The organism is Emcibacter sp. SYSU 3D8, from assembly GCF_039655875.1.
Taxonomy (GTDB): Bacteria; Pseudomonadota; Alphaproteobacteria; order SMXS01; family SMXS01; genus RI-34.
Genome location: NZ_JBBYXK010000006.1, coordinates 22,114 through 48,032, shown reverse-complemented (window position 1 = coordinate 48,032; position 25,919 = coordinate 22,114). Strand labels below are relative to the sequence as shown.

21 protein-coding genes and 1 tRNA gene are annotated in these 25,919 nt (G+C 60.3%); 16 read left to right on the top strand and 6 right to left on the bottom strand.

Annotated elements, in window-relative coordinates:
• Positions 1 to 6 precede the first annotated feature (6 nt).
• The 3 genes from WJU21_RS17610 to WJU21_RS17600 all read left to right on the top strand — a co-directional run bounded on the left by WJU21_RS17610 (position 7) and on the right by WJU21_RS17600 (position 3,017).
• Positions 7 to 870, top strand: coding sequence for a hypothetical protein (locus tag WJU21_RS17610; protein WP_346324774.1), 864 nt, complete (start codon positions 7 to 9; stop codon positions 868 to 870).
• 568 nt (positions 871 to 1,438) lie between these two features.
• Complete coding sequence (locus WJU21_RS17605; protein ID WP_346324773.1) at positions 1,439 to 2,470, top strand: reverse transcriptase family protein; 1,032 nt, start codon at positions 1,439 to 1,441, stop codon at positions 2,468 to 2,470.
• Between the two features lie 88 nt (positions 2,471 to 2,558).
• Entirely contained in the window at positions 2,559 to 3,017 is a 459-nt protein-coding gene (locus tag WJU21_RS17600; protein ID WP_346324772.1) for a nuclear transport factor 2 family protein, read from the top strand.
• Positions 3,018 to 3,066: 49 nt separating this feature from the next.
• On the opposite strand, the gene WJU21_RS17595 is transcribed toward WJU21_RS17600, so the two are convergent.
• On the bottom strand, positions 3,067 to 4,425 hold the full coding sequence (locus WJU21_RS17595) for an MBL fold metallo-hydrolase (RefSeq protein WP_346324859.1): 1,359 nt from the start codon (positions 4,423 to 4,425) through the stop codon (positions 3,067 to 3,069).
• A gap of 204 nt (positions 4,426 to 4,629) precedes the next feature.
• On the opposite strand from WJU21_RS17595, the gene WJU21_RS17590 reads away from it, so the two are divergent.
• The 8 genes from WJU21_RS17590 (at position 4,630) to WJU21_RS17555 (ending at position 15,192) form a co-directional block, all read left to right on the top strand.
• Positions 4,630 to 5,394, top strand: a complete 765-nt coding sequence (locus WJU21_RS17590; RefSeq protein ID WP_346324771.1) for a glutathione S-transferase N-terminal domain-containing protein — start codon at positions 4,630 to 4,632, stop codon at positions 5,392 to 5,394.
• A 124-nt stretch (positions 5,395 to 5,518) separates the two neighbouring features.
• Entirely contained in the window at positions 5,519 to 6,091 is a 573-nt protein-coding gene (locus tag WJU21_RS17585) for a hypothetical protein (protein WP_346324770.1), read from the top strand.
• Between the two features lie 215 nt (positions 6,092 to 6,306).
• Positions 6,307 to 6,591 carry a hypothetical protein gene (locus WJU21_RS17580; protein WP_346324769.1) on the top strand — a complete coding sequence of 95 codons (285 nt, stop codon included), beginning with the start codon at positions 6,307 to 6,309 and terminating at the stop codon, positions 6,589 to 6,591.
• 91 nt (positions 6,592 to 6,682) lie between these two features.
• Positions 6,683 to 7,591 (top strand): methyltransferase, encoded by a 909-nt coding sequence (locus WJU21_RS17575; RefSeq protein WP_346324768.1) that lies wholly within the window; start codon positions 6,683 to 6,685, stop codon positions 7,589 to 7,591.
• A gap of 9 nt (positions 7,592 to 7,600) precedes the next feature.
• Positions 7,601 to 8,035, top strand: a complete 435-nt coding sequence (locus WJU21_RS17570; RefSeq protein ID WP_346324767.1) for a DUF6524 family protein — start codon at positions 7,601 to 7,603, stop codon at positions 8,033 to 8,035.
• Positions 8,036 to 8,095: 60 nt separating this feature from the next.
• Positions 8,096 to 8,188: transfer RNA gene (locus tag WJU21_RS17565), tRNA-Ser, on the top strand.
• A gap of 334 nt (positions 8,189 to 8,522) precedes the next feature.
• Positions 8,523 to 9,692 (top strand): hypothetical protein, encoded by a 1,170-nt coding sequence (locus WJU21_RS17560; protein ID WP_346324766.1) that lies wholly within the window; start codon positions 8,523 to 8,525, stop codon positions 9,690 to 9,692.
• 511 nt (positions 9,693 to 10,203) lie between these two features.
• Positions 10,204 to 15,192 (top strand): hypothetical protein, encoded by a 4,989-nt coding sequence (locus WJU21_RS17555; RefSeq protein WP_346324765.1) that lies wholly within the window; start codon positions 10,204 to 10,206, stop codon positions 15,190 to 15,192.
• A gap of 181 nt (positions 15,193 to 15,373) precedes the next feature.
• Here WJU21_RS17555 and WJU21_RS17550 read toward each other — a convergent pair whose 3' ends face one another.
• The 5 genes from WJU21_RS17550 to WJU21_RS17530 all read right to left on the bottom strand — a co-directional run bounded on the left by WJU21_RS17550 (position 15,374) and on the right by WJU21_RS17530 (position 20,012).
• A complete protein-coding gene (locus WJU21_RS17550) occupies positions 15,374 to 16,258 on the bottom strand; it encodes a GIY-YIG nuclease family protein (RefSeq protein WP_346324764.1) in 885 nt (294 codons plus the stop codon).
• An 803-nt stretch (positions 16,259 to 17,061) separates the two neighbouring features.
• On the bottom strand, positions 17,062 to 17,838 hold the full coding sequence (locus tag WJU21_RS17545; protein WP_346324763.1) for a DUF6884 domain-containing protein: 777 nt from the start codon (positions 17,836 to 17,838) through the stop codon (positions 17,062 to 17,064).
• A gap of 46 nt (positions 17,839 to 17,884) precedes the next feature.
• A complete protein-coding gene (locus WJU21_RS17540; RefSeq protein WP_346324762.1) occupies positions 17,885 to 18,283 on the bottom strand; it encodes a hypothetical protein in 399 nt (132 codons plus the stop codon).
• On the bottom strand, positions 18,280 to 19,611 hold the full coding sequence (locus WJU21_RS17535; protein ID WP_346324761.1) for a recombinase family protein: 1,332 nt from the start codon (positions 19,609 to 19,611) through the stop codon (positions 18,280 to 18,282). The genes WJU21_RS17540 and WJU21_RS17535 overlap by 4 nt, the downstream gene beginning before the upstream one ends.
• Positions 19,569 to 20,012 (bottom strand): DUF2924 domain-containing protein, encoded by a 444-nt coding sequence (locus WJU21_RS17530; protein ID WP_346324760.1) that lies wholly within the window; start codon positions 20,010 to 20,012, stop codon positions 19,569 to 19,571. Before WJU21_RS17530 ends, WJU21_RS17535 begins: the two co-directional genes overlap by 43 nt.
• 356 nt (positions 20,013 to 20,368) lie before the next feature.
• On the opposite strand from WJU21_RS17530, the gene WJU21_RS17525 reads away from it, so the two are divergent.
• The 5 genes from WJU21_RS17525 (at position 20,369) to rsgA (ending at position 25,874) form a co-directional block, all read left to right on the top strand.
• The gene (locus WJU21_RS17525) at positions 20,369 to 21,064 is read left to right on the top strand and encodes a hypothetical protein (protein ID WP_346324759.1); all 696 of its coding nucleotides are present in this window, start codon (positions 20,369 to 20,371) and stop codon (positions 21,062 to 21,064) included.
• A gap of 187 nt (positions 21,065 to 21,251) precedes the next feature.
• Positions 21,252 to 21,482 (top strand): helix-turn-helix domain-containing protein, encoded by a 231-nt coding sequence (locus WJU21_RS17520; RefSeq protein ID WP_346324758.1) that lies wholly within the window; start codon positions 21,252 to 21,254, stop codon positions 21,480 to 21,482.
• 3 nt (positions 21,483 to 21,485) lie between these two features.
• Positions 21,486 to 23,735: an AAA family ATPase gene (locus tag WJU21_RS17515; RefSeq protein WP_346324757.1), complete on the top strand. Its 2,250-nt coding sequence runs from the start codon at positions 21,486 to 21,488 to the stop codon at positions 23,733 to 23,735.
• Positions 23,736 to 24,266: 531 nt separating this feature from the next.
• Positions 24,267 to 24,644, top strand: a complete 378-nt coding sequence (locus WJU21_RS17510; RefSeq protein WP_346324756.1) for a DUF6362 family protein — start codon at positions 24,267 to 24,269, stop codon at positions 24,642 to 24,644.
• A 24-nt stretch (positions 24,645 to 24,668) separates the two neighbouring features.
• The gene (gene rsgA, locus WJU21_RS17505; RefSeq protein ID WP_346324755.1) at positions 24,669 to 25,874 is read left to right on the top strand and encodes a ribosome small subunit-dependent GTPase A; all 1,206 of its coding nucleotides are present in this window, start codon (positions 24,669 to 24,671) and stop codon (positions 25,872 to 25,874) included.
• The last annotated feature ends 45 nt before the right edge of the window (positions 25,875 to 25,919 follow it).

The window sequence follows — 25,919 nt, the reverse complement described above, 5'->3', positions numbered from 1 at the left end:
CAGTTCGTGAGTGAAGACGAGCTTCCCAGAGCAGTGGCAATTATGGATCCTGCCGACTTTGAGCAATTGTATTCCCTCTTCAATGATTGTAATTGGCTGAAGAGGTCCAGCGCTGGCGTGCTGGCGCTTTGGAATAAGTGCCAAACTCAGGGGGAAAGAGATTTAATTAATGATCTAATTCGAAGATTCTATGTTGCTGATAGTAACTTGCAGAATGATATGGCAACCTCTATTGCTAAGGTGATTGAGAGGAGGTGGAATTTGTCCGCTGATGACTCAATAATTGTGGCTATTAGCGATGACGGAGATGCTGATGGATCTCAGGCGTTTTTGCAGATTATAAAGAATAAATTTGATCCCGATGACAATTGGACCGGCAGATCATTTGTTAATAGCGTGCCTGAGGGCCTAAAAAGACTGAATGGTAAGAACAATATGGTTCTTCTTGATGACTTTATTGGCACCGGCGAAACGATGATTTCGAGATATAGATCGCTTGAGAATCGGTTGGCAGCCATGGGCATGGCACACGTTAAAATGTATGTGACGGCGGCAGCCGGTATGGAAAATGCTAGAGATCGGCTTTTGGATGAAAAAATTGACACCTATTGTCCGGTTTGGTTGAAAAAAGGTATTTCGGGAAATTACTCTGGAGTAGAGCTTCCAAATAATATTGCTCATATGAAGCGTCTTGAGCAGGATTTGGCAAAAACCATTAAACGCGCCCCTCTTCAAAGCTTTGGATATCAGCAATCGGAATCATTATTTTGTATGCAAGATTGGAATGTGCCAGATAACGTCTTTCCAATATTTTGGTGGCCAAAGTACATAGATAAATCGAGACGACCAGTGATATTTAGGAGAATTTGAATGTTGAGAGAGTTGACATCTGCCGACAGAGAAATTTTGCGTAGCCTTTTTGCTAACCGGAATGGTTTGGTGCCATATGACTTTCATTTGAAATATCGGCTGTCTCCCATTCAAATAATTTCTGCTCTTGAGTGGCTAAGAGAAAATAAAGTGGTTGTCGAGGAATCGGGGAGGTTCATAATGACTAGGTACGGCCGAACTTGGGCGCTTCGGATGCGTAAACAGCTGTTCATTAATGTTGCGGCTCCTTGGAAAGATCCAATTGGTTTAGCGCCACGTACTGACACATACACACCGAAGAGGAAGGCGTTGGCGCGAGCCTATTTCGCGAATTGACCGACCGTTCTAAACTTAATAACCTTTGTACGTGCAGCGTTGGCGGCTAGAGCCAGGGAGGCGAGTCGCCTCTGGTCCGAATGGTCGCGTTAACGATGAGGGTGGCGAAGTCCGCCACCCTCGCGCTTTACAAGCGCACGAAACTGCCTCGCTTGGGGTGGGTTCGGCGTTTCGCAGGATGAATCAGTAAGTAGGTAGCGGTCAGCGCTGCACACCATGACGCTGGGGGCCAATGTCTGCGCTTGATGATTTTCTCGACGCTTTATCGAAGTGGAATCTACGCCTCGATCAAACACGGGGAATAGAGACTGCGCTCAGAAGACTCTCTGACAACGAGCTGCCAGTCGTTCTAGATTTTGGTCAATTGGCAGAATATTTGGGAGTTCAGGATGAATTGTTAGCAGATATTATTAATAGGTCTAATGGCTTCTACCGGAATTTCAATATTGCGAAGCGAACCGGTGGCTCGCGCGAGATAGCAGTTCCAAAACCATCTCTAATGGCCATACAGCGCGTAATTCTAACGGAAATATTAGAAAAAATAGACGTTCATTATGCGGCTCATGGTTTTATAAAAGGAAAAGGCATTTTGTCCAATGCCTCCCAGCATCTCGGTTGCGGCAGGCTTCTCAAAATGGACATAAAGGATTTCTTTCCGAGCATTTCCTTGCCACGGGTGATTGGGATGTTCCGGCAGTTCGGGTATCCTTTAAACGCGGCATTCTACCTGGCATCGATATGCTGTTTAAATGGAAAACTTCCACAAGGTGCGCCTACAAGCCCTTATGTTAGTAATATAATCGCTCGGAAGCTTGACAATAGGTTGTTCAGTCTCGCGAGTGCGAAAGGCGCGAAATACACAAGATATGCAGACGATATTGCAATTTCTGGTTTTAGTATAGAACCTAGCTGGATAAATTTTGTCAGTGAGATTGTTAGGGGGGAGGGGTTCGAAATAAATGGCAGAAAAACCCATTTTATCTGGGAAAATAGTAGAAAAATCGTAACTGGAATCGTCGTGAATGGATTGAAACCTCGTCTGCCGCGGGCCTTTAAGAAAAGTGTTCGTCAAGAGATTTATTATCTAGAAAAGTTTGGAGTGATATCCAGTAGCGAGCGATTAAATTTGGATCCACTATATCTCGAGCAGTTACAAGGTAGGGTTTCTTATCTTGCCCTTGTAGAGGGGCAAAGTGATGTGATGACTCATTACATGGAAGCAATTGCAGTGGAGAAACAAATTTTGGACGGTGAAGAGCTGTAGGTTGGTCGGACTCAAATTCACGCGTGAAGGCTTGGCCCTCTCCGGCCCATGCGCTAGGCTCGCCGCCGAACCGCAGGGGAGGAATGCCATGACCATCGAGGAGCTGCTGGAGATCGAGGCCATCAAGCAGATGCGCCATCTCTATTCTCACTATTACGACGGCAACAAGCTGGACGAGCTGGTCAGCCTGTTCACCGACGACGCCATCTGCGAGTTCGGCCCGAATTTCGGCGGCGACTGGGTCGGCAAGGACCAGATCCGCGCCCGCTACCACGATTTCCTTTATGGCAGCGGCCGTCTGGAGCACTCCCAGATGCACGCGGTCACCAACCCCTGGATCCGGCTGATCGACAAGGACACCGCCAATGGGCGCTGGTACCAGCTCAACCTGAACGTGTCGCCCGGCGCGCCCAAACCGCTCACCCTGTTCGGCGTCTATGACGACGTCTACAAGAAGGTGGACGGCGCCTGGAAGATCCACCGCACCCGCATCGATTTCCTGTGGCCGACGCGGGAATTCTACGGCCTGCGCGACACGTTCGACTGATCCGGCCTTTCCCGCCGGCGGCGCACGGCGTCCCGGCGAGGCGGCACGGCTAGTCCAGGTCGTAGCGTTCCTTGTAGTCGGGCACCATGCAGTCCCAGCCCAGCCCCTCCTCGATGCGGTGGCGCAGGGCGTCGGCGGCGGCCGGCTCGCCATGGGTCACGAAGGTCATCTTTGGCGGGCGGCGGAAGCCGCCCAGCCATGCCATGATCTCGTCGGCATCCGCATGGGCCGAGAACATGTCCATGTTCTGCACCTCGGCCCTGACCGGCACGTAATTGCCGAAAATCTTCACCTCACGGGCGCCGGCGACTATGGCCGCGCCCCGCGTGCCGCCGGCCTGGAATCCTGCGAACAGGATGGTGTTGCGCGGATCCGGGGCGAAATGCATCAGGTGGTGCAGCACCCGACCGCCGGTCGCCATGCCGCTGGCCGACACCAGCACCATGGGCATGGCCGAGCGGTCCAGCGCCTTTGAGTCCTCCGGATCCCGCACATAGGTGGCGACGTCGAACGCCTCGTGGCATTGCTTGCGCGTCAGCTTGTGCTCGTTGGGATGCCGCTCGAATGTCTCCGTGGCGTTGATCGCCATGGGGCTGTCGAGAAAGATGGGCAGGTCGGGAATCCGCTGCTCGTGCTTCAGCCGCGCCAGGTGATAGAGCAGCGTCTGGGTGCGGCCCACGGCGAAGGCCGGGATCACCACGGAGCCGCCCCGGCCGCTGGTCCGGTTGATCACATCCGCCAGCATGGTCTCCGGATCGACATGCGGATGTTGCCGGTCGCCATAGGTGGATTCCACCACCAGGTAGTCAGCTTCCTCGATTGTCGCCGGCGCGGGCAGGGTGGCGGATTCGGGCCGGCCAAGGTCGCCCGAGAACTGCAGGCTGGTGCCCTTCCAGGTCAGCCGGGTCAATGCCGAGCCCAGGATGTGGCCGGCCTGGTCGAAGCGCAGCGTGACACCCTTGCCGATGCGGGCGTCCTCGCCATAGTTCATGCAGCGCAGCTGTCCCAGCGCGCGCTCGGCATCCTTTCTGGTATAGAGCGGCTGTGCCGGGTGATGCTTCGAGGTGCCGTGTCGGTTGGCGAAGTCCGCGTCCCGTTCCTGCAGCATGGCGCTGTCCGGCAGCAGGATGCGGCACAGATCGGCGGTGCCGGGCGTGCACAGGACGGGCCCGTGGAAGCCGTTGCGAACCAGCAGAGGCAGGTAGCCGGAATGATCCAGATGGGCATGGGTCAGGATTACCGCGTCCAGCGAAGCCGGATCCAGCGGCAGGGGCGCCCGGTTTCGCAGCCGCAGATTCTTGAAGCCCTGAAACAATCCGCAGTCCACCAGCAGGCGGGCCTTGCCGGCGCGCACCAGATATTTCGAGCCGGTCACGGTTCCCACGGCGCCGAGAAAGGTGATCCGCATCAAGTTTTTTGATGTCATGGGAGCGTCGCCAGGTCAGCTGCAGGGCCGCGCAGTATGAGGGCTGGAACCCGCAGGTCCAACAGGAACACGTGTCCGGGCGCAGCGATGCACTCGGCGCTTGCGGACCTGCGCGGGTGAATTTTCTTTGCCAGTACCGGGCCGCTCGGCCATCCTGCCGTCGAATTGAAATTCGAGGAGCGAGCGATGATCGACGTGCATTACTGGCCGACGCCCAACGGGTGGAAGGTCACCATCATGCTGGAGGAAACCGGCCTGCCTTACACCGTCGTGCCGGTGGACATCGGCGGCGGCGACCAGTTCACCGCCGGTTTCCTTCGCATCAGCCCCAACAACCGCATGCCCGCCATTGTCGACCACGACCCGATCGGCGGCGGCGCGCCCCTGTCGATCTTCGAATCGGGCGCCATCCTGGAATACCTGGCCGACAAGACCGGCCAGTTCCTGCCGGCCAGCGGCCCCGGCCGCTACAAGGTGCTGCAATGGGTGCACTGGCAGATGGCCAATCTGGGGCCGATGATGGGCAACGCCAACCACTTCAAGAACTACGCCAAGAACCTGACCGACAAGCCGGAGCAACTGGAATACGGCACGCGGCGTTTCGTCGGCGAGGTGGATCGCCTTTCGGGCGTCATGGATGCCCAGCTTTCGGTGAACGAGTACTTGGCCGGCCCCGATTACAGCATCGCCGACATGGTCAGCTGGCCCTGGGCGTTCCTGTTACCGCGGCTGATCGACGAGAATGTGCTGGAGCCGTTTCCCAACCTGAAGCGCTGGATCGATCTGGTGGGCGCTCGGCCGGCCGTCGACAAGGGCCGCAAGGTCGGCCGCGAGCTCGGCGACCGCAAGCTGACCGAGGCAGAGGAAAAGGAGCGGCGCGCGCTGCTGTTCAACCAGACCAACGACAAGGTCCGCGCCGCGCGGGAGGCTGCCGTCAAGGCGGCTTCCTGAAGCGATCCCGGCGGCATTTTCACTGTCGAAACGGCGGCTTGTGGCCGCCGTTTCTTTTTTGGTATCATGGAGTTCTGATGGTGGCCCGCCGTATCGGCAGCCATGGGGAATTTGGGGGAAGTTCATGTTGAAGCGCCTTTGCACGCTATCGATTCTGCCGGCTGTCGCTGCTCTCTCGGGATGCGCCACTTTCCTCGACGGAACCGACCAGGCGATTCCCGTCAACACCGATCCGGTCCATGCGATCTGCGACATCTACAAGGGTGGCAAGCTGATTGGCTCCACATCGGACAAGACGCCAATTGTCTACGTCACGAAAAGCGTCCGGAAGCTCGAAGTCGTCTGTAGTGCACCTGGCTACGATACCAAGACGGTGAAAGTTATCTCGGCCACCAGCGGTTGGGGGGCTGTCAGCTTCTGGGCCTGGGATCTGGCGGTTACCGACTGGATCAGCGGCGCCTTGAACAAGTACCCCGAAGGTATCAGCGTGGCGCTCAATCCCACACCCGGCCCGACCGCAGAGCGTATCCGCCAGAGCATGAACGACGAGCTTCGCACCAGGCCCACCGTGCGCGCCGGTGCGCAAGTGGCGCAGGACCAGGTCCGGCCTGGTATTCAGGTGCCCTACAGCCTCGCGGGCGCCGAAGCCGATGAGCCTTTCGCGTTGGTCCAGGACCGGACCTCGGCCGCACCCTGAAAAGTGACTTTCCGAAGAAATTTCCATGCGCCCGGATGGCCCATAACCGCTGCGGTATTCCGATAACGCTGGCCTAAGTCATTGATATGGGACCAGAAGTCCATCTGATGCGGCGGCGCGCAGGCAGTTTTTCCGCGCCGGTTCGTTAACATGGCGTTCATGGAACCGGCCGCAGGATATCCGTGTTGTGAACATACAGACACGGAGAACCAGTCATGTTCGATGCAACCCACAGCTTCTCGTACAGCGCGCCGGCGCCGACCACGACCCATGCGCCTGTAACCGAAGGTGCGGACGATTATTTCGAGCTGGGCCTGGCGTATGCGACAGGCCACGGCGAGCCGGTCGACTACATCCGCGCCCACAAGTGGTTCAATATCGCCGCCATGCTGGGCGATGCGAGGGCGCGCGAGGAACGCGCCGACCTCGCCGAGGTCATGAGCCCGGCCGAGATCGCCGAAGCCCAGCGCCTGGCCCGCGAATGGGTGCTCAGCCACTGAACCGCTCGCTCCCCGGGGGCAATGGTCCCCGGGTGGCGCAGCCCGGTGCGACAGGCTATGCTGCCGATCCGAACGGGAAACGGGAGCTCTCATGCGTACTCAACTCACACTGGCCGCGCTGCTGACGGCAGCCCTTCTTGTCGCCTGTGACGGCGCAACCCAGGACGCGCCGCCGCCGCCGGCTCCCACGCCCGAGTCAACCGGCGACGTACCGGCCGCCAAACAGCCGGCCGCGGGTTCCCTCGAAGCGATCGTGATGGGGCAGCATCGCCGGCCCGAAGACAGGGCTCGCGACAAGTACCGCCACCCCGAGCAGACACTGGCGTTCTTTGGCCTGAAGCCGGACATGAACGTGGTCGAGATCTGGCCGGGTGGTGGCTGGTACACCGATATCATCGCGCCTTATGTCGCCGGCAAGGGAACCTATACGGCCGCCATCTTCGATGAGGGTGACGGCACCGGCTATGGCCCCAAGCTCAACAAGGCGCTCAAGGACAAGATCGCGGCCAATCCGGACGTGTATGGCACGGTCAGCTACACCACCCTGACACCCGCCACCATCGATCTGGTGACCGAGGGCTCGGCCGACATGGTGCTGACCTTCCGCAACGTCCACAACTGGATGTCGGGCGGCTATGCCGACAAGGTGTTCGCCGCCATGTTCCGGGCGCTGAAGCCCGGCGGCATCCTCGGCGTCGAGGAGCATCGGGGCGACCCTGAATTGCCGCAGGATCCGCTCGCCGCCACCGGCTACGTAACCGAGGAACATGTGATCAGGCTGGCCGAGGCCGCAGGGTTCCAGGCCGCCGAGCATTCCGAGATCAACGCCAATCCGCTCGATACCCGCGACCATCCCAAGGGCGTGTGGACCCTGCCGCCGACGCTGCGTCTCGGCGACCAGGATCGCGAAAAATACATCCAGATCGGGGAAAGCGACCGCATGACCCTCAAGTTCGTCAAGCCCGCAACCACGGGCATGGCGGCCGCCGAATCGCCGTAGCCAGAACCCGTGGCCGCGGGTGGATTGACCTGGTCGGGATTTTTGCTGCGCTGGCTGGGTGCGGCCTTCCTGGTATTCGCCGCCTACAACCCGACGGGCTGGTCCTATGCCGGCTGGCTGGCCGCCGGCGGCGCCGACCCGGGCGGCGGTAACGTTCCGCTTAAAATTCTTGCCGGACTGCTTCTCCTGGGCGGTTTCGCGGTCTATTTCCGCGCCACCTGGCTGTCGCTTGGAATCCTGGGAATTGCTCTTGTTGTCGCGGTATTCGGCGTTTTCGTGTGGCTGCTCGCGGACTATGACCTGGTCGACGTGGGCTCGCCCATGGTGGGCGTCATGGTGGTCGAGGTGATCCTCACCATCGTCATGGGCGTGGGCATGTCGTGGTCCCACGTGCAGCGCCGGCTGACCGGGCAACTGGATGTGGACCACCTCGATCAGCCCTGAAATTCAGTGACGCTGGCTAAACCGTTGACACCAATCCGCCGCTTCGCTACCAACGGCGGCGGAGAGGTGGCCGAGTGGCCGAAGGCGGCGGTTTGCTAAACCGTTATACGGTCAAAAGCCGTATCGTGGGTTCGAATCCCATCCTCTCCGCCACTCCCCTTTCATAAATGGTCTCTCTCCGCCAGCCGTGGGCGCGCGAAGCCCGCATAACCCAAGGGTTTTGCGTCGAACCTCTGAACTGCTGAAACGGGTCTATTCCCGAGAACCGTTCTCACTTCGGCACTATTCTCTGAAGCTGTGGACTGCCGGTGGAAAGTACGGGTTTCAAAAGTCCTTATCGTTCAGTGGCTTCTAGACGCACTATGCCCTCACTTTTAGCAGGCTCTTGCGGCAGGCGGGCGATACTGAGGTCGAAAAGCGGAACGTCTACTTTCGCGTCGCATTCCCGAGCCACGTCCGGAACGGGGAAGTGGCTGGAGTCGTCCCAATGAACGCTATGATAGCGGCCGGTCCGCTCAGCGCCCATCTAGGACATTCGCGCTCGCTTTCACGTTTCCCGAAACCGGCCATTGATTTTGCCACTCATACCTGCCGTCGTGGCCCATTAACATGGCGCATCGTTCATGATATGTACCGGGCAAGCACAGCAACCTCGGATTTTATGTTTAGAAATCTGCAACGCGAACTTGAGCGGCTATCTGGCACCATGCAGGTCACGGTTCCACTGGAAGCGGACCCTGAGGGCTATGCGGATAAGGAGTGCCCGTCGCCGACGTGCCTCTTTCAGTTCAAAATCCACGGCGACGACTGGAAGGCCATCGTTCGTGATGAGGAGGTCTTCTGCCCGAGCTGCCGCCACGCTGCCCCCGCCAAGTCGTGGTACACCACCCAGCAGATCGAGGCGGCGAAGGAGTACGCTCGCGGCTTGCTGGTCAACAAAATCAACGGCGCGATCCGGGCCGATGCAGCAGCATCAAAACGGAATCAACGACCAGGCGCCTTTCTCAGCATCACGCTTGAGGCAAAGGGAGGGCGCGATGCCCTGCTAGTGCCGGTCGCCGCCGCAGAGCCGATGCGGCTCCGTGCGACATGCGATGCCTGCGGCTGCCGGTACTCGTTCGTCGGGGCCGCTTACTTCTGTCCGAGCTGCGGGAAGAATTCCGCGAGCCACACCTTTGGCCAAACCCTGAAGGCCATTCGGACAGCGGCAGGGCTAGGCGATACGCTTAAGGCGACGCTTGATGCCGACGAAGCGGAGGTGATGACCCGCACATTGCTTGAGAAGGCGATGCAAGATACGGTGACCTCATTCCAGCGCTTGTCGGAACAGCTTTACGAGGAGCGCACTGGCGCACCCGCCCGTCGGAACGCATTTCAGAACCTTGAAGCGGGATCGGATCTATGGGCTCCAGTGATAGGTGCCACGTACGAACAATTGCTCGATGCCGCCGCGCTCGGGCGCCTGCGCATCTATTACCAACAGCGTCATCTGCTCGCCCACCAGCAGGGCATTGTGGATGCGGACTATCTGACGAGGAGTGGCGATAAGACGTATGCTGTAGGCCAGAGGCTCCTCATCAAGTCGGCCAGCGTGTTGGAGTTTGCCGGCCTGATCGAGCGCTTGGGCACCGCCTTACTTTCCCGTTTGAAGCCTTGAGGTGGAGGTAATCTGCAGCCCTGCCACGTGGCGAACGGGCTGTGCAAGCGGAGCACGGACTTTGCGGTGAACCGGCTGCAGGGAGCTAGGCGACCGAAGCTGGGCTAGGCCATCGAAGCGCGCGGAGGACGAAGCCCTAAGCCCTCATTCTGCTGCTTGTAGTTGTTATATGCTGCCCTAGATGACCTGATGCACCAATACAGAGAAGATGGCGAAGAAGACTGCAGATACTACGAAGCTGAATGTCTCGCGAGGGACTAAGGCAGTCGATGCGCGTAGAGGAGCAGCGACAACCCGGTCTACCGCTGGTCCTGGTTTCGATTTTGAAGATCGGGTCGCTTCCTCACTTTTACTTCGGATGTTATCGGGTGTAGCGCAGCCCGCCATCGAAGGGTCCGGCATCCAAATACAGACGCAGACCGAGCCCTTAGGCTGGAAGATTGACGACCTCCTCGTCACCACAGTGTCGGCCGGGACGTACCAACGGCTTGCTATCTCCTGCAAGAGCAACGTGCAGGTGACGAGGAACGGTCTGCCGCCCGAATTCGCGGGGCGCGTCCTGCAGCAGTGGCGTGAGGAAAGCGGACCGTTCTATCGAGCGACCGATCACCTTGCCCTAGCTACGCGCGGGCATAACGCTGACTTCGAGGCCACGTGGGCCGATATCAAAGGTTGGTGCGAGGGGGCCGATCCGGCGCTCGCCCTCAGCAGGATCAATGTGTCGCGCAAGCACCAGACGGTGTTCGATAGCTTGCGAAGCCCGGCAGGGTATGAAGCGGCCTCGGATGCGGAAACCGTCGAAATCATCCGCCAGCTTCATGTCCTGCCTTTCGACTTCCAGCTTGCGCAGTCGAATGACAATTCGCGGGCTATTGCTCAATGTCGGCAGCTTCTTGCCAGCCGTAGCCAGGCGGACGCGGAGAACCTCTGGAAGGACCTCATCGATGCAGCGCGAGACACGAGGCTGGTTTCGGGCACCCTGCCGCTTACCGAGGTGTGGAATCGGCTGAGGAAGAAATATGCGTTGCAAGCGCTTCCCGACTATGCGGCCTCGTGGGATGCGCTTTCGAAGCTCACCATCGACTACCGCGACAGCATCCAAACCGAGCTGCCAGCAGGATACGCCGTTGACCGTTCCCACCGGCCGGCCGAACTGGAAGGGCTGATCAAGTCCACCAGTGTGGCAGTCGTTCTCGGCGACTCGGGCGTTGGGAAGTCTGCCCTGGTCAAGGACACGCTCGACGACCGTTTTGCGGACTGGAATCAGGTCTGGCTTGGACCGGACGAATTGGCTGCAACACTGAGCGCCGCTAAGCGTTCCAGTCTGCCACTCTCACATCCGCTGCCCGAAATCCTAAACGCCACAAGCCAGGCACGTAACGTTCTGGTGCTGGATTCCGCTGAGCGGTTCAGCGCCACCGACCTGCCCGCCGCGAAACGACTGATCGAACTGATAACCCCTCCGCTCGAAGGCGTGGAGAACGCCACATGGCGTGTTGTCATCGTAAGCCAGCCGCAGCGCTGGGGAGCAATGTCCCAGCAACTGCTGGGTTCAATACCACCAAAAGTCGTTGCCCTAGATGCGCTGGATGCAGAGCAGGTGCGGGCCGCACTTCGATCCAGCCTCACGCTTCGCTGGCTTGCGTCCCACGACGAGACCGTTGCCGCGCTCGCCAACCTTAAAACCCTGTCCTGGGTGATGACCGCCGGCGGCGCGATGGGTGCCGATAGCGGCGCGCTTGCTTCCCATACAGCGGTTGCTGACCACCTGTGGGATTTTTGGACAGACGGTCGGATCGATGTGCAGGGATTGATTATGCGCCTTGCCCGGCGCGAAGCCTCCTTCGAGCGGAGCTTTGCGATCTCGGAGCTTGAGCCTGCAGATGCGACCATCTTTCAGAACAGGCCGTCGCAACTACCACTGTCCATCCGCCGCAACCGGATCGAATTCGAGCACGACCTCGCGGCCGATTGGGCACGGTTCCAACATCTCAAGGAGATCGTGGACGATGTGCCGGCGTGGGCCGCATACGCGGCAAACCCCCTGTGGGCCGGCGCCCTTCGCATGTTGGGCCAGTACCTTCTGCGAGAAAAGGTCGGTGCCGAAACCGCCTGGGACCAAGCGTTTCGAGCGGTTGAGGGAGGACAACCTCCCCTCGCCATGGACGTGTTGCTCGATGCGATTTGCCTAGACCCGGAAGCGGAGCGCTTCCTGAAGGAGCGCGCCGAATTCCTTTTCGCGAACGGCGGAAGATGGCTCGACAGGTTGCTCCACCGCTTTCGGTATGTCGCATCCGTCCCAAGCGTAGCGCCGGCATTGTTGAGCGCCGACACGTCGATGGGCCTTTACCTCGACGCCAATTACCGCGAGCTGGTTATTGGGCGATGGCCGCCCATGGCGAACTTTCTAGCCCGGCACGAAGCGCGCGTCGCGGATTTGATGCTGTCTTCCGTGTCCGCCGTTTGCGAGGCATGGCTCAACGGCGTTCCGCCCCTTATCGGTGATACTCCCACACTGTACCGCAAGGAATTTGCGCAGCTTGCGCTTCGGGCCGCCCAGGTAGTTCAGGCGGCTAAAATGAGCGGCACGATCCACATCGGTCACGACGACCCGCCCTTCTTTTCTTCCGCCCTGGCAGGCGCGCCCGACCTCCCGGAGGAGGTGGCGGGATGGGCTCTTGAAATGGCAGGCCGTCGGGAACCCTCGGATCTTGTGCGCGAGAGGGTAGCGGAAGCCAACCGTAAGAAGGCCGAGGAGCGAGCGGAGCGGCTTCGGACCGATCCGGCCTATCGGGGGGATCAAGAGCGCAGGCGTGCGTCGAGAGGCCCGATGAATATCTCGTCGAGTCGCGCGCTCCCTGCGTGGCCGCTCGGACCACAGCGTCGGCTCGACCGCAATTTCGAAGATATGGCGTTCAAATCCAATCCGCTCGCGGCGCTGATGCGTGCAAACCCAGCGGCGGCGGCCGAGGTGCTGATAGCCGTTCACATTGATGACAACCCCGAAGAGGAATTTGGTTCTTCTACCCGTATCGAACCTGAGCTGGGTCTTTCCGATCAGCGGGAAGCGTACCCGAGTGCCTTCTGGAAGAGCCCGTTCTTCTCCTTCCTCCAAATTGCACCCAACGAGGCTCTGGGTGCTCTGATCGCGCTCGTCAACTTTAGTACCGAGCGTTGGGCTGCTGATCGATCTGACTCTTCGGGCACGGTGCCGAGCATCGGCCTTCCCGTCGGGGATGTGATCATCACCTACACTGGCGCTGGTTCGGTGTTCGGCTGGGGTCAGACCAACTCACATCAGAACGGTACGCTGTTCTCCGCCCTTGATGCATTGGAGCGGTGGCTGACGCTTCAACTACAGGGGAATGACTGCTCGGAATATATCGAACGGGTGTTGGCACAGGGCAAATCGACGGCCTTCCTAGGCGTCCTCGTCAACGTCGCGAAATTTAAGCCGGAGCTTCTGGCCGGCCAATTAGCCCCCCTCCTTGCGCATCCTGCGATCTTCATCTGGGATGGAGATAGGGTGAAGGAGATCGGGCTCAGCTTCGTCGCGTGGCACTGGGCTAAGCTCGGCGACACGATCTTCGAGTTTGCGAAGGCATGGGCCTTTGCACCTCATCGGAAGCGCACCTTACACGAGGTGACAGTCGATCTTCTCAAGAATGATCCGGGCGTAGCAGCCGCTCTGAAGCAGTCATGCGCTGCATGGGAATTTCCCCAAGACGCGGCACGTGCCATGGAAATCCGAACCCTTCAGGCGACGCTCGACAGAGACAATTATCGCCCCGTTGAAGCATCGGGCGTGGGCGACGGCGAGCTAACGTTCGAATGCCCCGACGATCTTTTCAATGAGATCGAAGAGCGATGTTCAGAGGGGGAGGATCTAACCCTCGGCGTCGTCATCCCCTATCGGTGTCAGGAGTGGCTCAACAAGGGCTTATTGCTCAGCGATCAGAATGCACAGGAGATCGCCGACTATCTTCAGACGGTCGAGGCGAACAACTTGCACGACGAAGAGGTCAAAACGCTGAACGTGCTGGCGCTCTCTTCGGCGCTCATCGGGTGTTGCTATCAGTGGATTTCGGATCGCTCGGAATCTTTTGAGCGTGCCTGCGCAGTCGTAAAGACCGCCGCGCTCTCGACACCCGACGAGGCGGAAGGAATCCGCCGTTACCGGATCGGTGCGTCTGACCAAAGCATCGTGCTTTGGGGTCACGCCGTCATGCAGCTATGGCTGCACGACGTGGAGAACCGCGACGTCTGGGAACCTCTCGTCCTTGGGCTCCTATCGAGTGGCGATGAGCGCGCCGTCGGCATCGTACGTGACGCTGCCTATCAAAACCGTGCAGCCTTGGGCGATGCGTGGTGGAGGGTCCTGCAACTAGGATTGTTCTGGTCTGCGCTTGTGATGCTGGCGCCGCATCGCGACGACGATGGGATCGCGCCTGCTGTTTGGAATCGGTGGCTCGCGAAGTTTCGGCGAATGAAGATCTTCGGCGTGAAGGCAAATGCCGATGCCCTCGACCTTCAGCGGATCATCGAGGGTTACGAGCGGCTGGAGGCTGACAGTTGGCGCCGCGAGTTCGCCTCAGACGGACCGAGCTGGCGTCATCGCGCCCCGGCCGACAGGACGTCTATTGGGCTCGAAACGCGGTTCCTCAACATCCTCTTCCAATGGCTTCTCGGCCGTGAGCAGCCGTTCGGAGAAGACAACGCAGCGACCGAATTCAACCTTTGCCTGAAGCTTTGGGACGCGGAGGTCCGCAGGATGAAGGCGCGGCAGAAAGAGGATGGCGAATACCCTCTGCCAAGCGACCTCGGCTACGATCTCGTCCGCAAATTCGCATCGATGATTGTCGTAGGACCAGCGGACCAGGCCCCCAGACTGTGGGAGGCGGTCTTCGAGCTTGGGAATGACGGCCATGCCGCCGTCGAGCAATTTATCAACGCGTTCATGCTCCTTCCGGGCAAATGCGACGACGTCAGGTTCTGCGCCGCATGGCGTGAGATGATCGTCTTTGGTCTCGCGCAGGGCTGGGAGAAACGCGACCGCTGGTATTACGGCGAACGCTATTTGCGCAGCCTGCTCGGCTTTGGGCACACTGCGCTGACGAAACTGAGGGACCGGGCAGCGGCAGTCGGCGGCCTCAAGGATCTCTATAAACTGTGGGTCGCAACGCACCTGCGCTTTGAAGAGGATAACGTTGCGGGCTTTGCCTACTTCCTCGCGGGCGGGTTCGCTGCGACGCTCCGTCTGGAAGGGGTTCAGTGGATCGCATCGGGCATAGCGGACGGAACCGTGTCCACGCGGTTCTCACGCGATCAAGCAGGCCCTGCATTGGTCGAGTTGCTGGACACCGTGACAAACGAGAACAGTGCCGAGCTGCAGCGCAACCGGCTTGCCTTGGACGCAGTAATCGCGATCGCTGCGGTGCTGGCCGCAAAGAACGTCAACGCCTCACTCGCGCTGCAGGAGCGTATCAAGCTCCTCAGATAGGGCTCCTGAATATCCGCTGCAGAGTTTGTTCTGCTCAAAACCTGTCAGACCGCAATCGGCCACTTCCAGCCATAAGTTGTCATTCAGCTCTCATATTATTGTCTCTCTCCAGCATCATTTTATGCGCGGCGACACAGCTCAGCTTAGACGATTGGCGAAGTAGGACTGTGATCGAGGGCGCCTAATTGTCATTCAGGCCCCACGGCGCGCGCGTATGCAGCCGTTCCTTCCATGTACCCTCCAGTCGGATGACCTCTTCAGCCTCCAGATCCGGAGAAGCCCGTTGGAGGATGGTAAATCGGAAATTCCTAGGGTCCCGCTGGCGAAGCAGCCTGTTCCCGCCATGCCCGGATGCGGCATAGCTCAGCCACCGGCCCAAAAGGTTTGAACTCCCGTAGGCCGAGCCGACGTAGGACTTACCATCACTTTGGTCGAAGATGAGGTAGATACCGCGCCATTGCCTCAATATGTCTTGCCATCGCATGGGGAGAACCGCCAGTTCCTCCCAGGAGAGGTCTATCTGATCCCACTCCGGCATCGCCGCGTCCAAGGCGCTTTGTTCCAAGACAGCAAGCACAGGCATCACGTTCCTGTGGGAGCGGCGCCACCACGACCGCTCTGGAGGCGGCCAGCCTACGATCAGCTTGCCTTTCCAGTCGGCGTAGAAGTCAGTCAGTGCCAGGTCGAACCAGAGGACGTGTTCGCGTCCGTCGTTCTCGGAGAAGCCGTACATCCCGAACGCCTTCATCTCCTGATATGCGGGCACGGACCAATACTGCTCCGGGGTGAGAGGCGTTGTCGCTCCTATTTTGTAGACGCCCACGAACAGCGCCTTTGTTGGCGCATGGCGAATGAATGAGGCGATGTACCCCTTTCCCTGAAGCTGCCGCATAGCGTTCTCAGCGGCCGTACCTTGTGTCTGCTGATAGGCGTTGAATGTGTCGGGCTTCTCGGCCGCTAGCCAAGGCAGAACCTTGTTGAGTTCCGGCTCCTGGGGCCGGTGGCGCATCACGATGACCTGACTAGGATCTATTCCCTCGCTGGCCAGTAAATCATTTAAATTCATGCGCGGATTATACATTGTTGGTGGGAGCGTTGCCCATGTCGCCTGGGACCGGCGGCATTCGGGCTTTAGGCTGTCAGCATGAGCGGTAGGGCGCTGCTACGTCACCACTTGATTCTCCAGGAGCCTCAAAAACGCCCCCGACCAAGGTTCGTGGACGTGGTTCTGGTTCCACAATGCGGACTCTCTGACTGCCGGACGGGACCAATGTCCAAGCCAATCTTGGCCCGACTTGATCAAACCTCGCCTCGCTGCCTCAGCCAACAGGGAGATCGTGCCCCGTTCGATCAGGCCGCGCGCGGAGGCCGTGCCAGGCTCATCGCCGACTGGAACGAAGACGACTTCCAGGTGGGCGAGGTAGAGCGACACGGCGCGCTCCACCGGCCTTTCCACTGCAGCTAACGCTTCTGAACCCAAGGTCAGCGCTGTAGCTGCGGCGGACCGCGCACCTTTCAGACCCCACGATGGACATGTTCCTAACGTGCCTTTTGCGAGAAAGGCCTCGCCCACCAAACGGCGAAAGACCGAACCGCGGTGGTTGCCACCCGGTTCCGACACTCTGCCTCTATGTTGAGCCAGCCGCTGTTTGAGGGTGGACTTGGAACCCGCGCTGATGGCGTGCGTCCCCACACGGACGATCCGAGGATGTCCAAGGATCTGGGGCTCAGCGGGATCGATGAAGAAATAAACGCCCCGGCGTGGCAGTGCCTTGCTTCGTATGACCTCCTGCAGAGTCTGGCCGCCTTCTTGCTCTGCACGAAGCGCTGCGACCGACCCAAGTAGTTGGTGAAGGGCATCTTCCAGCATTATCGGGATCGGGACAGCCAAGCGAGCTGCTCCCCTTGCCTGAGGCCAATCATCGGCACACACACCTCGAATCCGGCTTGGCGCAATGGGCTGACTAGAAACTCCCGGTACCTTTGGCCGGCGAAGAAGATGAGGCGGGTGTGGCCATTGAGTCGAGGCATCAGATCCTGCAGTACCTTTCTTGCCCAGTCTTTCCTGTAGGCAATGCCTTGTTTGTTGAGGGTGAGGTCGTATGGCTGGATTACCTCATGGGGAGGTACGAGCCCATACAGAGCGGAAAGTACGTACCACGGCGAGCCATGCGCTTCGACGAGGTCGCGGGCCTTCAAAAACAAGGATGAAATGTACAGCTCCCGTGCGGGCGCAGCCTTGGGCTGTTTGGTTTTCACACAGGATATGAGGCACACCGCATCCGTGAAATCTACTGGCGTGGCTTCGGCCCGGGCGCCGCGGCCGAGGCCTCGAAGGTGTTGGTTGTCTGCTCCTCCGGCATTCGCCGGTGGTGCGGAGGTGCGTGTCGGAGGTTCAGTGAACTCAAATTCAAACTTGGCATTTGGTCCGGCATGTGGCCCCACGCGGTGCACCAGACGCACACCAGCGGCTGTCTCAAACTTCTTGCTGCCGATCGCGCTGCACACATTGGGCATTGCATTCGAGAGGCCCGTCGCGTGGTGCACATCGCCTGCCCGGACAGAGAAGCGCAGTTTTCCTGCAGCGCGAACCGGATCGGCAATCTGCTTTATCACATACGCCCTGATTTGATCCGCTTGCGACATGGCAGGACACTCGTACGGGTGTGACGGGCTGGGTTCCGACTTGAGATTAACCGTCCTCGCCGTTGCTGAAAAGAAGCACTCGCTGAGTTTTCCATTCGCACGGAAACGGCTCCATAACCTTTGCCAGCGCCAGCCACTCCGGCTGCCGCCCATCGAGTATCGCCTCAATGATATCCGGCGCCAGCATCGTTAGCCGGTAGACCCGGAACACGTAGCTCTCGTTGATCTGCTCGGCCTTGGCGATGTCGCGGATACAGGTATGGACGCCGGTCTCGAGCTGCTTGCGCCAGCGGAATGCCCGGGCTAGGGCCTTGACCAGCGTGCTGTCGATTCTGGCCTGCTCCGGCGCCCATGGCCCGCTACCCTCCGGCGAGATCACCAGCTTGCGCCCGCCGCGTCTGGTCAGCTTCAGGGGCACCCGCACAGTGAGCGTCGCCTCAGTCATGCCGCACTCCCGCGATCATGTCCGATGCCCGAGAGGTCTCGCGCGAGGCCGGAGAGCCCCTCGACCCTCAGGCGGATGTCGACGCCATCGGCGCTCAGGTCGACCCGTTCCACCAGCAGCTGCATCACACGCGCCTGCTCGGCGGGGAACAGTTCCTCCCAGAGTGGATCCAGCCGGGTCAGGGCCTCGCGAACTTCCGCCTCGCCGATGCCGCCGGACTTCTTCCACGTTGCCACCACCACCTCTGGCGAGCGGAGCAGCGCACGCATCTGCGCGATAACGGCTCCCTCGATCTCCGCCGCGGCGATACGTCCGATTGGGCAGGCACCCGTTCCGCGCTTCAGTATGGCCTGGCTGACATAGTAGCGGTAGAGCCGGCCGTTCCGGCGGGTGTGGGTGGGTGACATGGCGTCTCCGGTTGGCCCGAACAACAACCCCTTCAGCAGCGAGGGTGTTTGAGCCCGGCTGTTGGCGGCCCGGCTTCGGGCTGGCGTGGTGAGGATGGACTTTACCTTGTCCCACAGGTCCTGAGGGATGATGGCTTCGTGCTGGCCGTCATAGGGAATGCCCTTGTGCACGGCCTTGCCGATATAGACCTGGTTGCGCAGCAGGCGGTGTAGGTAGCCCCTGTCGATGGGCTTGCCCCGACGCGTGTACACACCTGCCGCCGCAAGTTCCCGGGCCAGGGCAGTGAGCGAGCCGAGCCGCACGAAGCGCTCGAAGATCATGCGCACTGTGGCGGAGTATTCCGGGTCAACCACCAGCCTGCGGTCCGCGACCACATAACCAATCGGCGTGCTCCCGCCCATCCACATGCCCTTGCGCCGGCTGGCGGCGATCTTGTCGCGGATGCGCTCGCCGCTCACCTCCCGCTCGAACTGGGCGAAGGAGAGCAGCATGTTGAGGGTCAGCCGTCCCATTGAGGTGGTGGTGCTGAAGCTCTGGGTGATCGAGACGAAGCTGACCTCGTTGCGGTCGAACACCTCGACCAGTTTGGAGAAGTCCATCAGTGAGCGGGTGAGGCGATCGATCTTGTAGACGACGATCACATCGACCAGCCCCTCTTCGATGTCCGCGAGCAGACGCTTGAGGGCAGGGCGCTCCAGCGTGCCGCCGGAGACGCCGCCGTCGTCGTAGCGGTCGCGCACCAGCACCCAGCCCTCGCTCTTCTGGCTGGTGATGTAGGCCTCGCAGGCCTCCCGCTGGGCATCGAGCGAGTTGAAGGCCATGTCGAGGCCTTCCTCGCTGGACTTGCGGGTGTAGACGGCGCAGCGGCGCTTCAGGATCATGCCCCGCCTCCGGAACGGCGGATGCCGAAGAAGGTCCATCCATTCCAGCGCGTCCCGGTGATGGCGCGGGCGACGGCGGACAGCGACTTGTATGGCCTGCCCTGCCACTCGTAGCCGTCCACAAGCACGGTGACGCAATGCTCGGTGCCCTGCCACTCCCGGATCAGCTGCGTGCCTGCGAGGGGCCGGTCGTCGGCCCGCCTTTTGCGCACCGAGACATTACCGCCATCCAGCTGTTCACCCAGCGCCTCCAGGCGGGCCACCACCTCGGGCTTCAGCCCGCCATAGGCCAGCTCCTGCACCCGGTAGGCGAGACGGCTCTCCAGGAAGCGGCGATTAAAGGCGGGCGGCTCGGTGTCGAACAGGTCGCGCCAGCGCTGCTTGAGCGCCTTTACCTCCATGGTCTTGAAGGAGGCGATCTCGGCCAGGATGTCGTTCATGCGGTTCTCCGAGTTGGACGTTCCGCATGTCCGCTCCGGTCGCCGGGACAGTCCACTGAACTGTCTCCGCAGTCCGCAGATAGTTGGCTTGACTGCCGAACCTTCACCCTCACCAGCCCACGGGCCAGAATCTCGGCCAACTCGGAGAGCCGTTCGGCGGGGGACATATGGACAGGTGAGAGCGCGTTCATACCACATCTGGAGAGGCTGTTTCTCTCGATGTTGGCTTCGCTGTCCGAAAAGAACAGCAAAAACAATCTCTTGGTGTAGAGTTGCGCAGACAAAGTGACCCGTGCGCAAGATTGCGTATTCCGCCACAGTGGGGACCGACCGTGTTGGCGCACCGGAGCGTGGAGATGGCTGAAGAAATCGTCAGGGAACTGGATCATCTGGAGGCGCAGTTTGGCGCCGATCGGCTGGAGGAAGCCTTTCTCGGGCGATATCCGAAAGGCACGCGAGGTCGCCGCCGATTGCAGGACGAATGGCTGCTCAACAGCATGGCGGAGATGCTCGTCCGGCGAGAGGCTACGTCGGAGCGCGCCGCTGCCCGCAAACTGGCTGCTGCGCAAAATCGCAGGCAGGGGCAACTGGCGAACTCGGAGGATGCGCTTTTCCGCCGGCTCGTCAGAAAGTTCCGCTCGCGCCGGCAGGAACTTTTGATGTCGGCGCGGCGCCGTCAGCAAGATCACATCATCAACCGGTACATCGCCTTCCTGAGCGCCGCGTCTGAACGAGGATCCGACTTCGGCCTAAGCGGTCCGGTCCGGGCATTTGTCAGCATGCTCATGAAGGAGGGATACGGAGTCCTCGAGGTCGCCGCAGCCTATCAATTTGCCTCGAGCTCCATGGCGGAAGCGACGTCAACGCCGAAGGGGATGAGCGGTCTGTCTGGTCGTAGCTCGCAGGGGCCGGGATCGCTGCCTCACGACCTCCTCGACGACTTGGCCTCTCCGAAGGTTGGGCTGACGGCGTTTTCCGACGAGACCCTCGATAAACTCAGGACAGTTACTTCGGGTTTTGCCAGCGTTCGCGGACCGAATACGCCTGATTGAGCTGATGTCTGACAATTATCCGCCCCGTAAATGTGATTGGTTGGAGCCAAAATCCTTTTTTATATCAAGGATATAAATGGGCACAAAAATAGGCGCTATTTAAATGCACTTAAATCTACTGACCGCGCCTTCGACATGTGAATAATAGGAAAGCATCAGGTTCGATCCAATCGCCGGTGCAGCACCCATGTTGACAACAGCTTTCTCGGACGTAAAGCATCTCCACCAGAGTGATCTGGCGAGGCGCTGGTGTATCAGCCCCAGGACACTCGAGCGCTGGCGCGTGGAAGGTCACGGTCCTGCCTATCTGAAGATTCGCGGCCGGGTTGTCTACCGCCTGGAAGACATCGAGGCTTACGAAGCCGCACAGATCCATTGTCCAGCGAACGAGCCACGGGCGGGTGCGGCCGGGACCTAGCCGATGGACGCCCGGCCAGTCGCGGTAGTTGCCGATTATCCGGCCGTCGACCCCGACCGTGATCAGATCGCGATCTTTCTCGATGTCGTGTTCGGATATTGCGATGGCTGGATTCCCCTGCGCGCTCTGGCAGAGCAGGGACACACATCGACACCGGTACCGCGCATGACCTGGGTCCAGACGAGCGGCGATGTGACCGAAGGGGCGTTCGCCTTCGCCAGGCAAGCGGCCCGTGATGGCGCGGCGTTCTACGTCGTGCCGGGGACCGTGAAGAAAGAGGGTGCGGCCAAGGCGGCCGATATCCAGCAGATGCAGGCCGTTCTGACCGATCTGGATCATGGCGACATCCCGGCAAAGCTTGCGCACCTCGTCCGATACCTCGGCCGGCCCACCATGATCGTGGAAAGCGGCGGCATCACGCCAGAAGGCCACGACAAGCTGCATGTCTGGTGGCGCCTGAGCGAGGCTGTCCAAGACGAAGATCTGCAACGCGTCTGCAGACTCCGGGAGCAGATTGCCAGCAAGGTGGGCGGGGACCGGCACTTTGCGTCAGCGCACCAGCCGATCCGCGTCGCCGGATCGATCTATCACAAGCATGGCGTCAGTAAACTGGTGCGGATCCGCGACCACTCTCGGCTCGAAGTTGATCTCGACGAGTTCGCCGCCCGGGTCGAGGAGATGCCGGCATTGGAGGTGGCCGCCGGGGACGAGGCGGCGCGTCTGAAGCCCTCAGTCAAAGAGGTGCTGACGACACCGGTTCGCGAGGGCGGCGAGGACGCGTGGACGCGCTTTGAAGGCGCCAGCGCAGCCATTGGTCATTACGTGCGCCAGAGTCATGAAGGCCGCATGAGCCGCGATGACGCGTGGGAGGCCGTGTGCGGCTATAACGCTGCGATGCTGAGACCCTCCTGGTCCGCCGACCGGCTCGGTCAGGAGTTTGCCCGACTTTGGCGAAAGCACGTCGAGCGGAACGGGCTACCGCTGCCTCCCCGGCCGCGAACGGACACGCCGGATCGGGCCCTGCCGGTCTTCCGTCTTGCCGCCCTGCTCGATGACACAAGCCCTATGCCAGGGGATATCATCTCCCCGCGCGTCCTGACCCCGGGCGGGCTGCTGGTGTTGGGCGGTGCCCCAAAGGTCGGCAAGAGCGACCTGCTGATCTCCTGGCTTGTTCATATGGCCGCAGGTGCGCCCTTCCTCGGCTTTACGCCCGCGCGTCCCTTGCGGGTCTTCTATCTGCAGGCCGAGATCCAGTATCACTATCTTCGCGAACGGCTGAAGCAGATTGCCTTGCCGCCAGAGGTGCTGCGCGGCGCAGGCGATAACTTCGTCGCCACGCCGAAGTTGAAGATGCTGCTCGACAGCGACGGCGTCACGCGTACTGCGCGCGCCGTCCAGGCAGCGTTCCCCGAGGTGCCGCCCGACGTCATCTGTCTCGACCCGATCCGTAATCTGTTCGACGGCGGCCCCGATGGTGGCGGCGAGAACGACAATACCGCGATGATGTTCTTCCTGAAGGAACGGGTGGAGAGCCTGCGTGATCAGATTGATCCGGACTGCGGTGTCATCCTTGTCCATCACACCAGAAAACTCGGCAAGCAGCACATCAAGGATGACCCGTTCCTTGCGTTGTCAGGCGCCAGCGCCCTGCGCGGCTTCTACACCTCCGGCCTGATCCTGCATCGACCCGACGAGACTTGCTCACAACGCAGGCTTGAGATCGAGCTGCGCAATGGTCCCGCCCTGCCTGCCAAGCTGATCGACAAGGTCGCCGGTCAGTGGGTCGAGCTGAACCCGATTAACGAGCGTCTGGTGCGCCAGGAGGTCGGGGCCAGGCACGATGCCGAGCGCGACCGAAAGAGGGATGTGATCCTGTCTATTCTCCTCGAGGAGGCGGCTGAGGGAAGACTCTACACCTCTACACAATTCCGTGAGGCATTTGAGAACCAGCGCGGGCTTGGCAGCCAGTCCACGATCCGCGACCGGATCAGCGTGTTGGCGACGAAAGGCCACATCCGCTTCCTGCGCGACGGTACCGAATTCGGCCATTCCATCGTGCGCTCCCGGTTCGGCTATCTCTGTGCCGAAGGCATGGTGTTCGGCCGAGAAGGGCGGATCGATCCCGAGACAGGAGAGGTCCTGAACAGCGTCATTCCAGTCGTTCCGAGCCACTATAAATCGGCCTCGAACGGGCAGTGCTTGGACCTCGCAGACCCCTCCGACTGGTCGGTCCGGGAGGCTGAAGATGCCTGATTCTGATTTGTACGTCCTCTGTTCGACCTCAGGACAAACATGTTCGTCCTCCGCCCTTGTTCGTCCTCATCCCAATGAAATCAAGGAGTTGATCTCAAATGAGGTCGAACATGTCCGTCCCCTTGTCTGTCCTCTGTTCGTTCTAAAAACTCAAATGAATTCAGCGGTTTACCTTGAGCGGAGGACGAACAATGAAACCCCATACTACGTATGGGGAGGCCAACCGGCAGGTTTGGCCTCTCCCAGACGTCGAGGGGTGTTCGCGCGGGATCTCTGAGGCTCCCGGCACATCCCGATCCGACAAGGGCGGCCCGTACCGCCAAGCACATGACCGTCGACGTCTTCGACCCCGCAGCCAGCCAGTAAAGGAGACCACGATGGCTGAAACCATTCAGACTGCTCTGAGATGGGAGGCGACCCCCGATCTGTTCCATAGTCGTCTCCCACTGCGGCGGGCGGAGAAGGTCTGTGAGCCAAGGAAACCGATCCGTGGCGGTTTATGTGACTAGCTCCATGTCAGCTGGTCGAGCCTTGGCTAGGCGCCTCTGGACCGCCGATGCAGTGGCGGCTCACTTCGCGGAAGCCTTCCAGACCCTGCGTCTGCTGCCCGCAGCAAAGGTCCGCGGCTACTTCAACACCTGGCCGAGTATCGTCCGCACGCGGCAGGAGGTTGCGGCCATGGAGGCAGAGCCCATGCGGTTCACCCCATCGCCTGCTGCCATCACGAGGCTGGAGCAGACCTTCGACTGGGTGCTGTGGGTGGAAGAAGCCGAGCGCAAGCTGATCTGGTCGCGTGCAGCCCGTGTCCCATGGAAGCGGATCACGGGTGAACTGGGCTGCGACCGGACGACGGCGTGGCGGCGTTGGCAGAACGCGTTGAGCAAGATCGCGGTGCGGCTGAATGCGTAGTGAATCCAGTGAGTTGCATGAGCATTGCAGATTGACATCTGCAACAAGAATCTGATACAAATAGAGAACGCTGGATTGGTGCGCCAATCGCACGTCCTGGTCACTCATTGCATTTCCGTCACAGCCGGCGCGCCCTGCGTTCCGGTCCAGTTTGTCTGGAGAGATACCCGGCTTGATCTGCACGCGACCCGCAACGGCGACCGATTGGCCGCTGGAACAGAAAGATGCTTCGGCAGCACCATGAAAGCGACCAACGAGACTTTGGATGACCTCGGCTGGAAGACCTGTTTCAGTGAGCAGGTCACGCGCGAGGAGACCCGGCGATGCCACCCCGTCCGGGTGATGGACGTTCATCGGGGCCAACTCGCTGTCGCGGGCGCGCGTGGAGAACATCTCATCACGCCCTATATTCCCGGCGCCCTGCCTTCGGACGATCATCCCACGGTCGGTGACTGGGTGCTTGTCGATGGCGAGACGCCTGTCCGTGTTCTTGGGCGGATGAACCTGTTCAAGCGGCGCGCCCCGGGCGATCCGCGCAAGGACCAGATGATCGCCGCCAACGTCGACACGTTGTTCATCGTCGCTTCGTGCAATCAGGACTTCAGCATCGCACGGCTGGAGCGCTATCTGGTGCTGGCGCGGGAGGTTGGAGTGGACCCGGTAGTGGTTCTCACCAAGACCGACTTGACGGACACACCGGAGACCTTTGCGGCGGCTGCACGTGGTCTCGAACCGGGACTGTGCGTCGAGATGGTCAACGGCCGCGATCCTGCCAGTGTCGCCCACCTCACTCAGTGGTGCGGCAAGGGGGAGACCGTTGCGCTCGTGGGATCCTCGGGTGTTGGCAAGTCCACACTGGTCAACACGTTGCGTGGGTCAGATAGCATCACCACCCAGACGATCAGGGCCGGCGACGATACAGGGCGCCACACCACCACCGTTCGCGAGATGCACCGGCTTGCTTGCGGCGGCTGGCTGCTGGACACACCGGGCATGCGCGAGCTGGAGCTGTCGGATGCCGCTGCCGGGATATCGGAAGTGTTCGACGACTTCGTTCTCGCATCGCAGAACTGCCGGTTCTCCGACTGTGCGCACGGCGTCGAGCCAGGCTGCGCTGTACGGGCAGGGATTGCCGAAGGGGCACTGACGTCCTTGCGCTTCGACCGTTGGCGTTCACTGGCGGCAGAGAACAGCGCCAACAGCGGACGGGTAGAGAAGCGTCATCGATAGCGGGGTGCGAGCCGCGCTCAACATCATCGCCACGGGACGGAATGC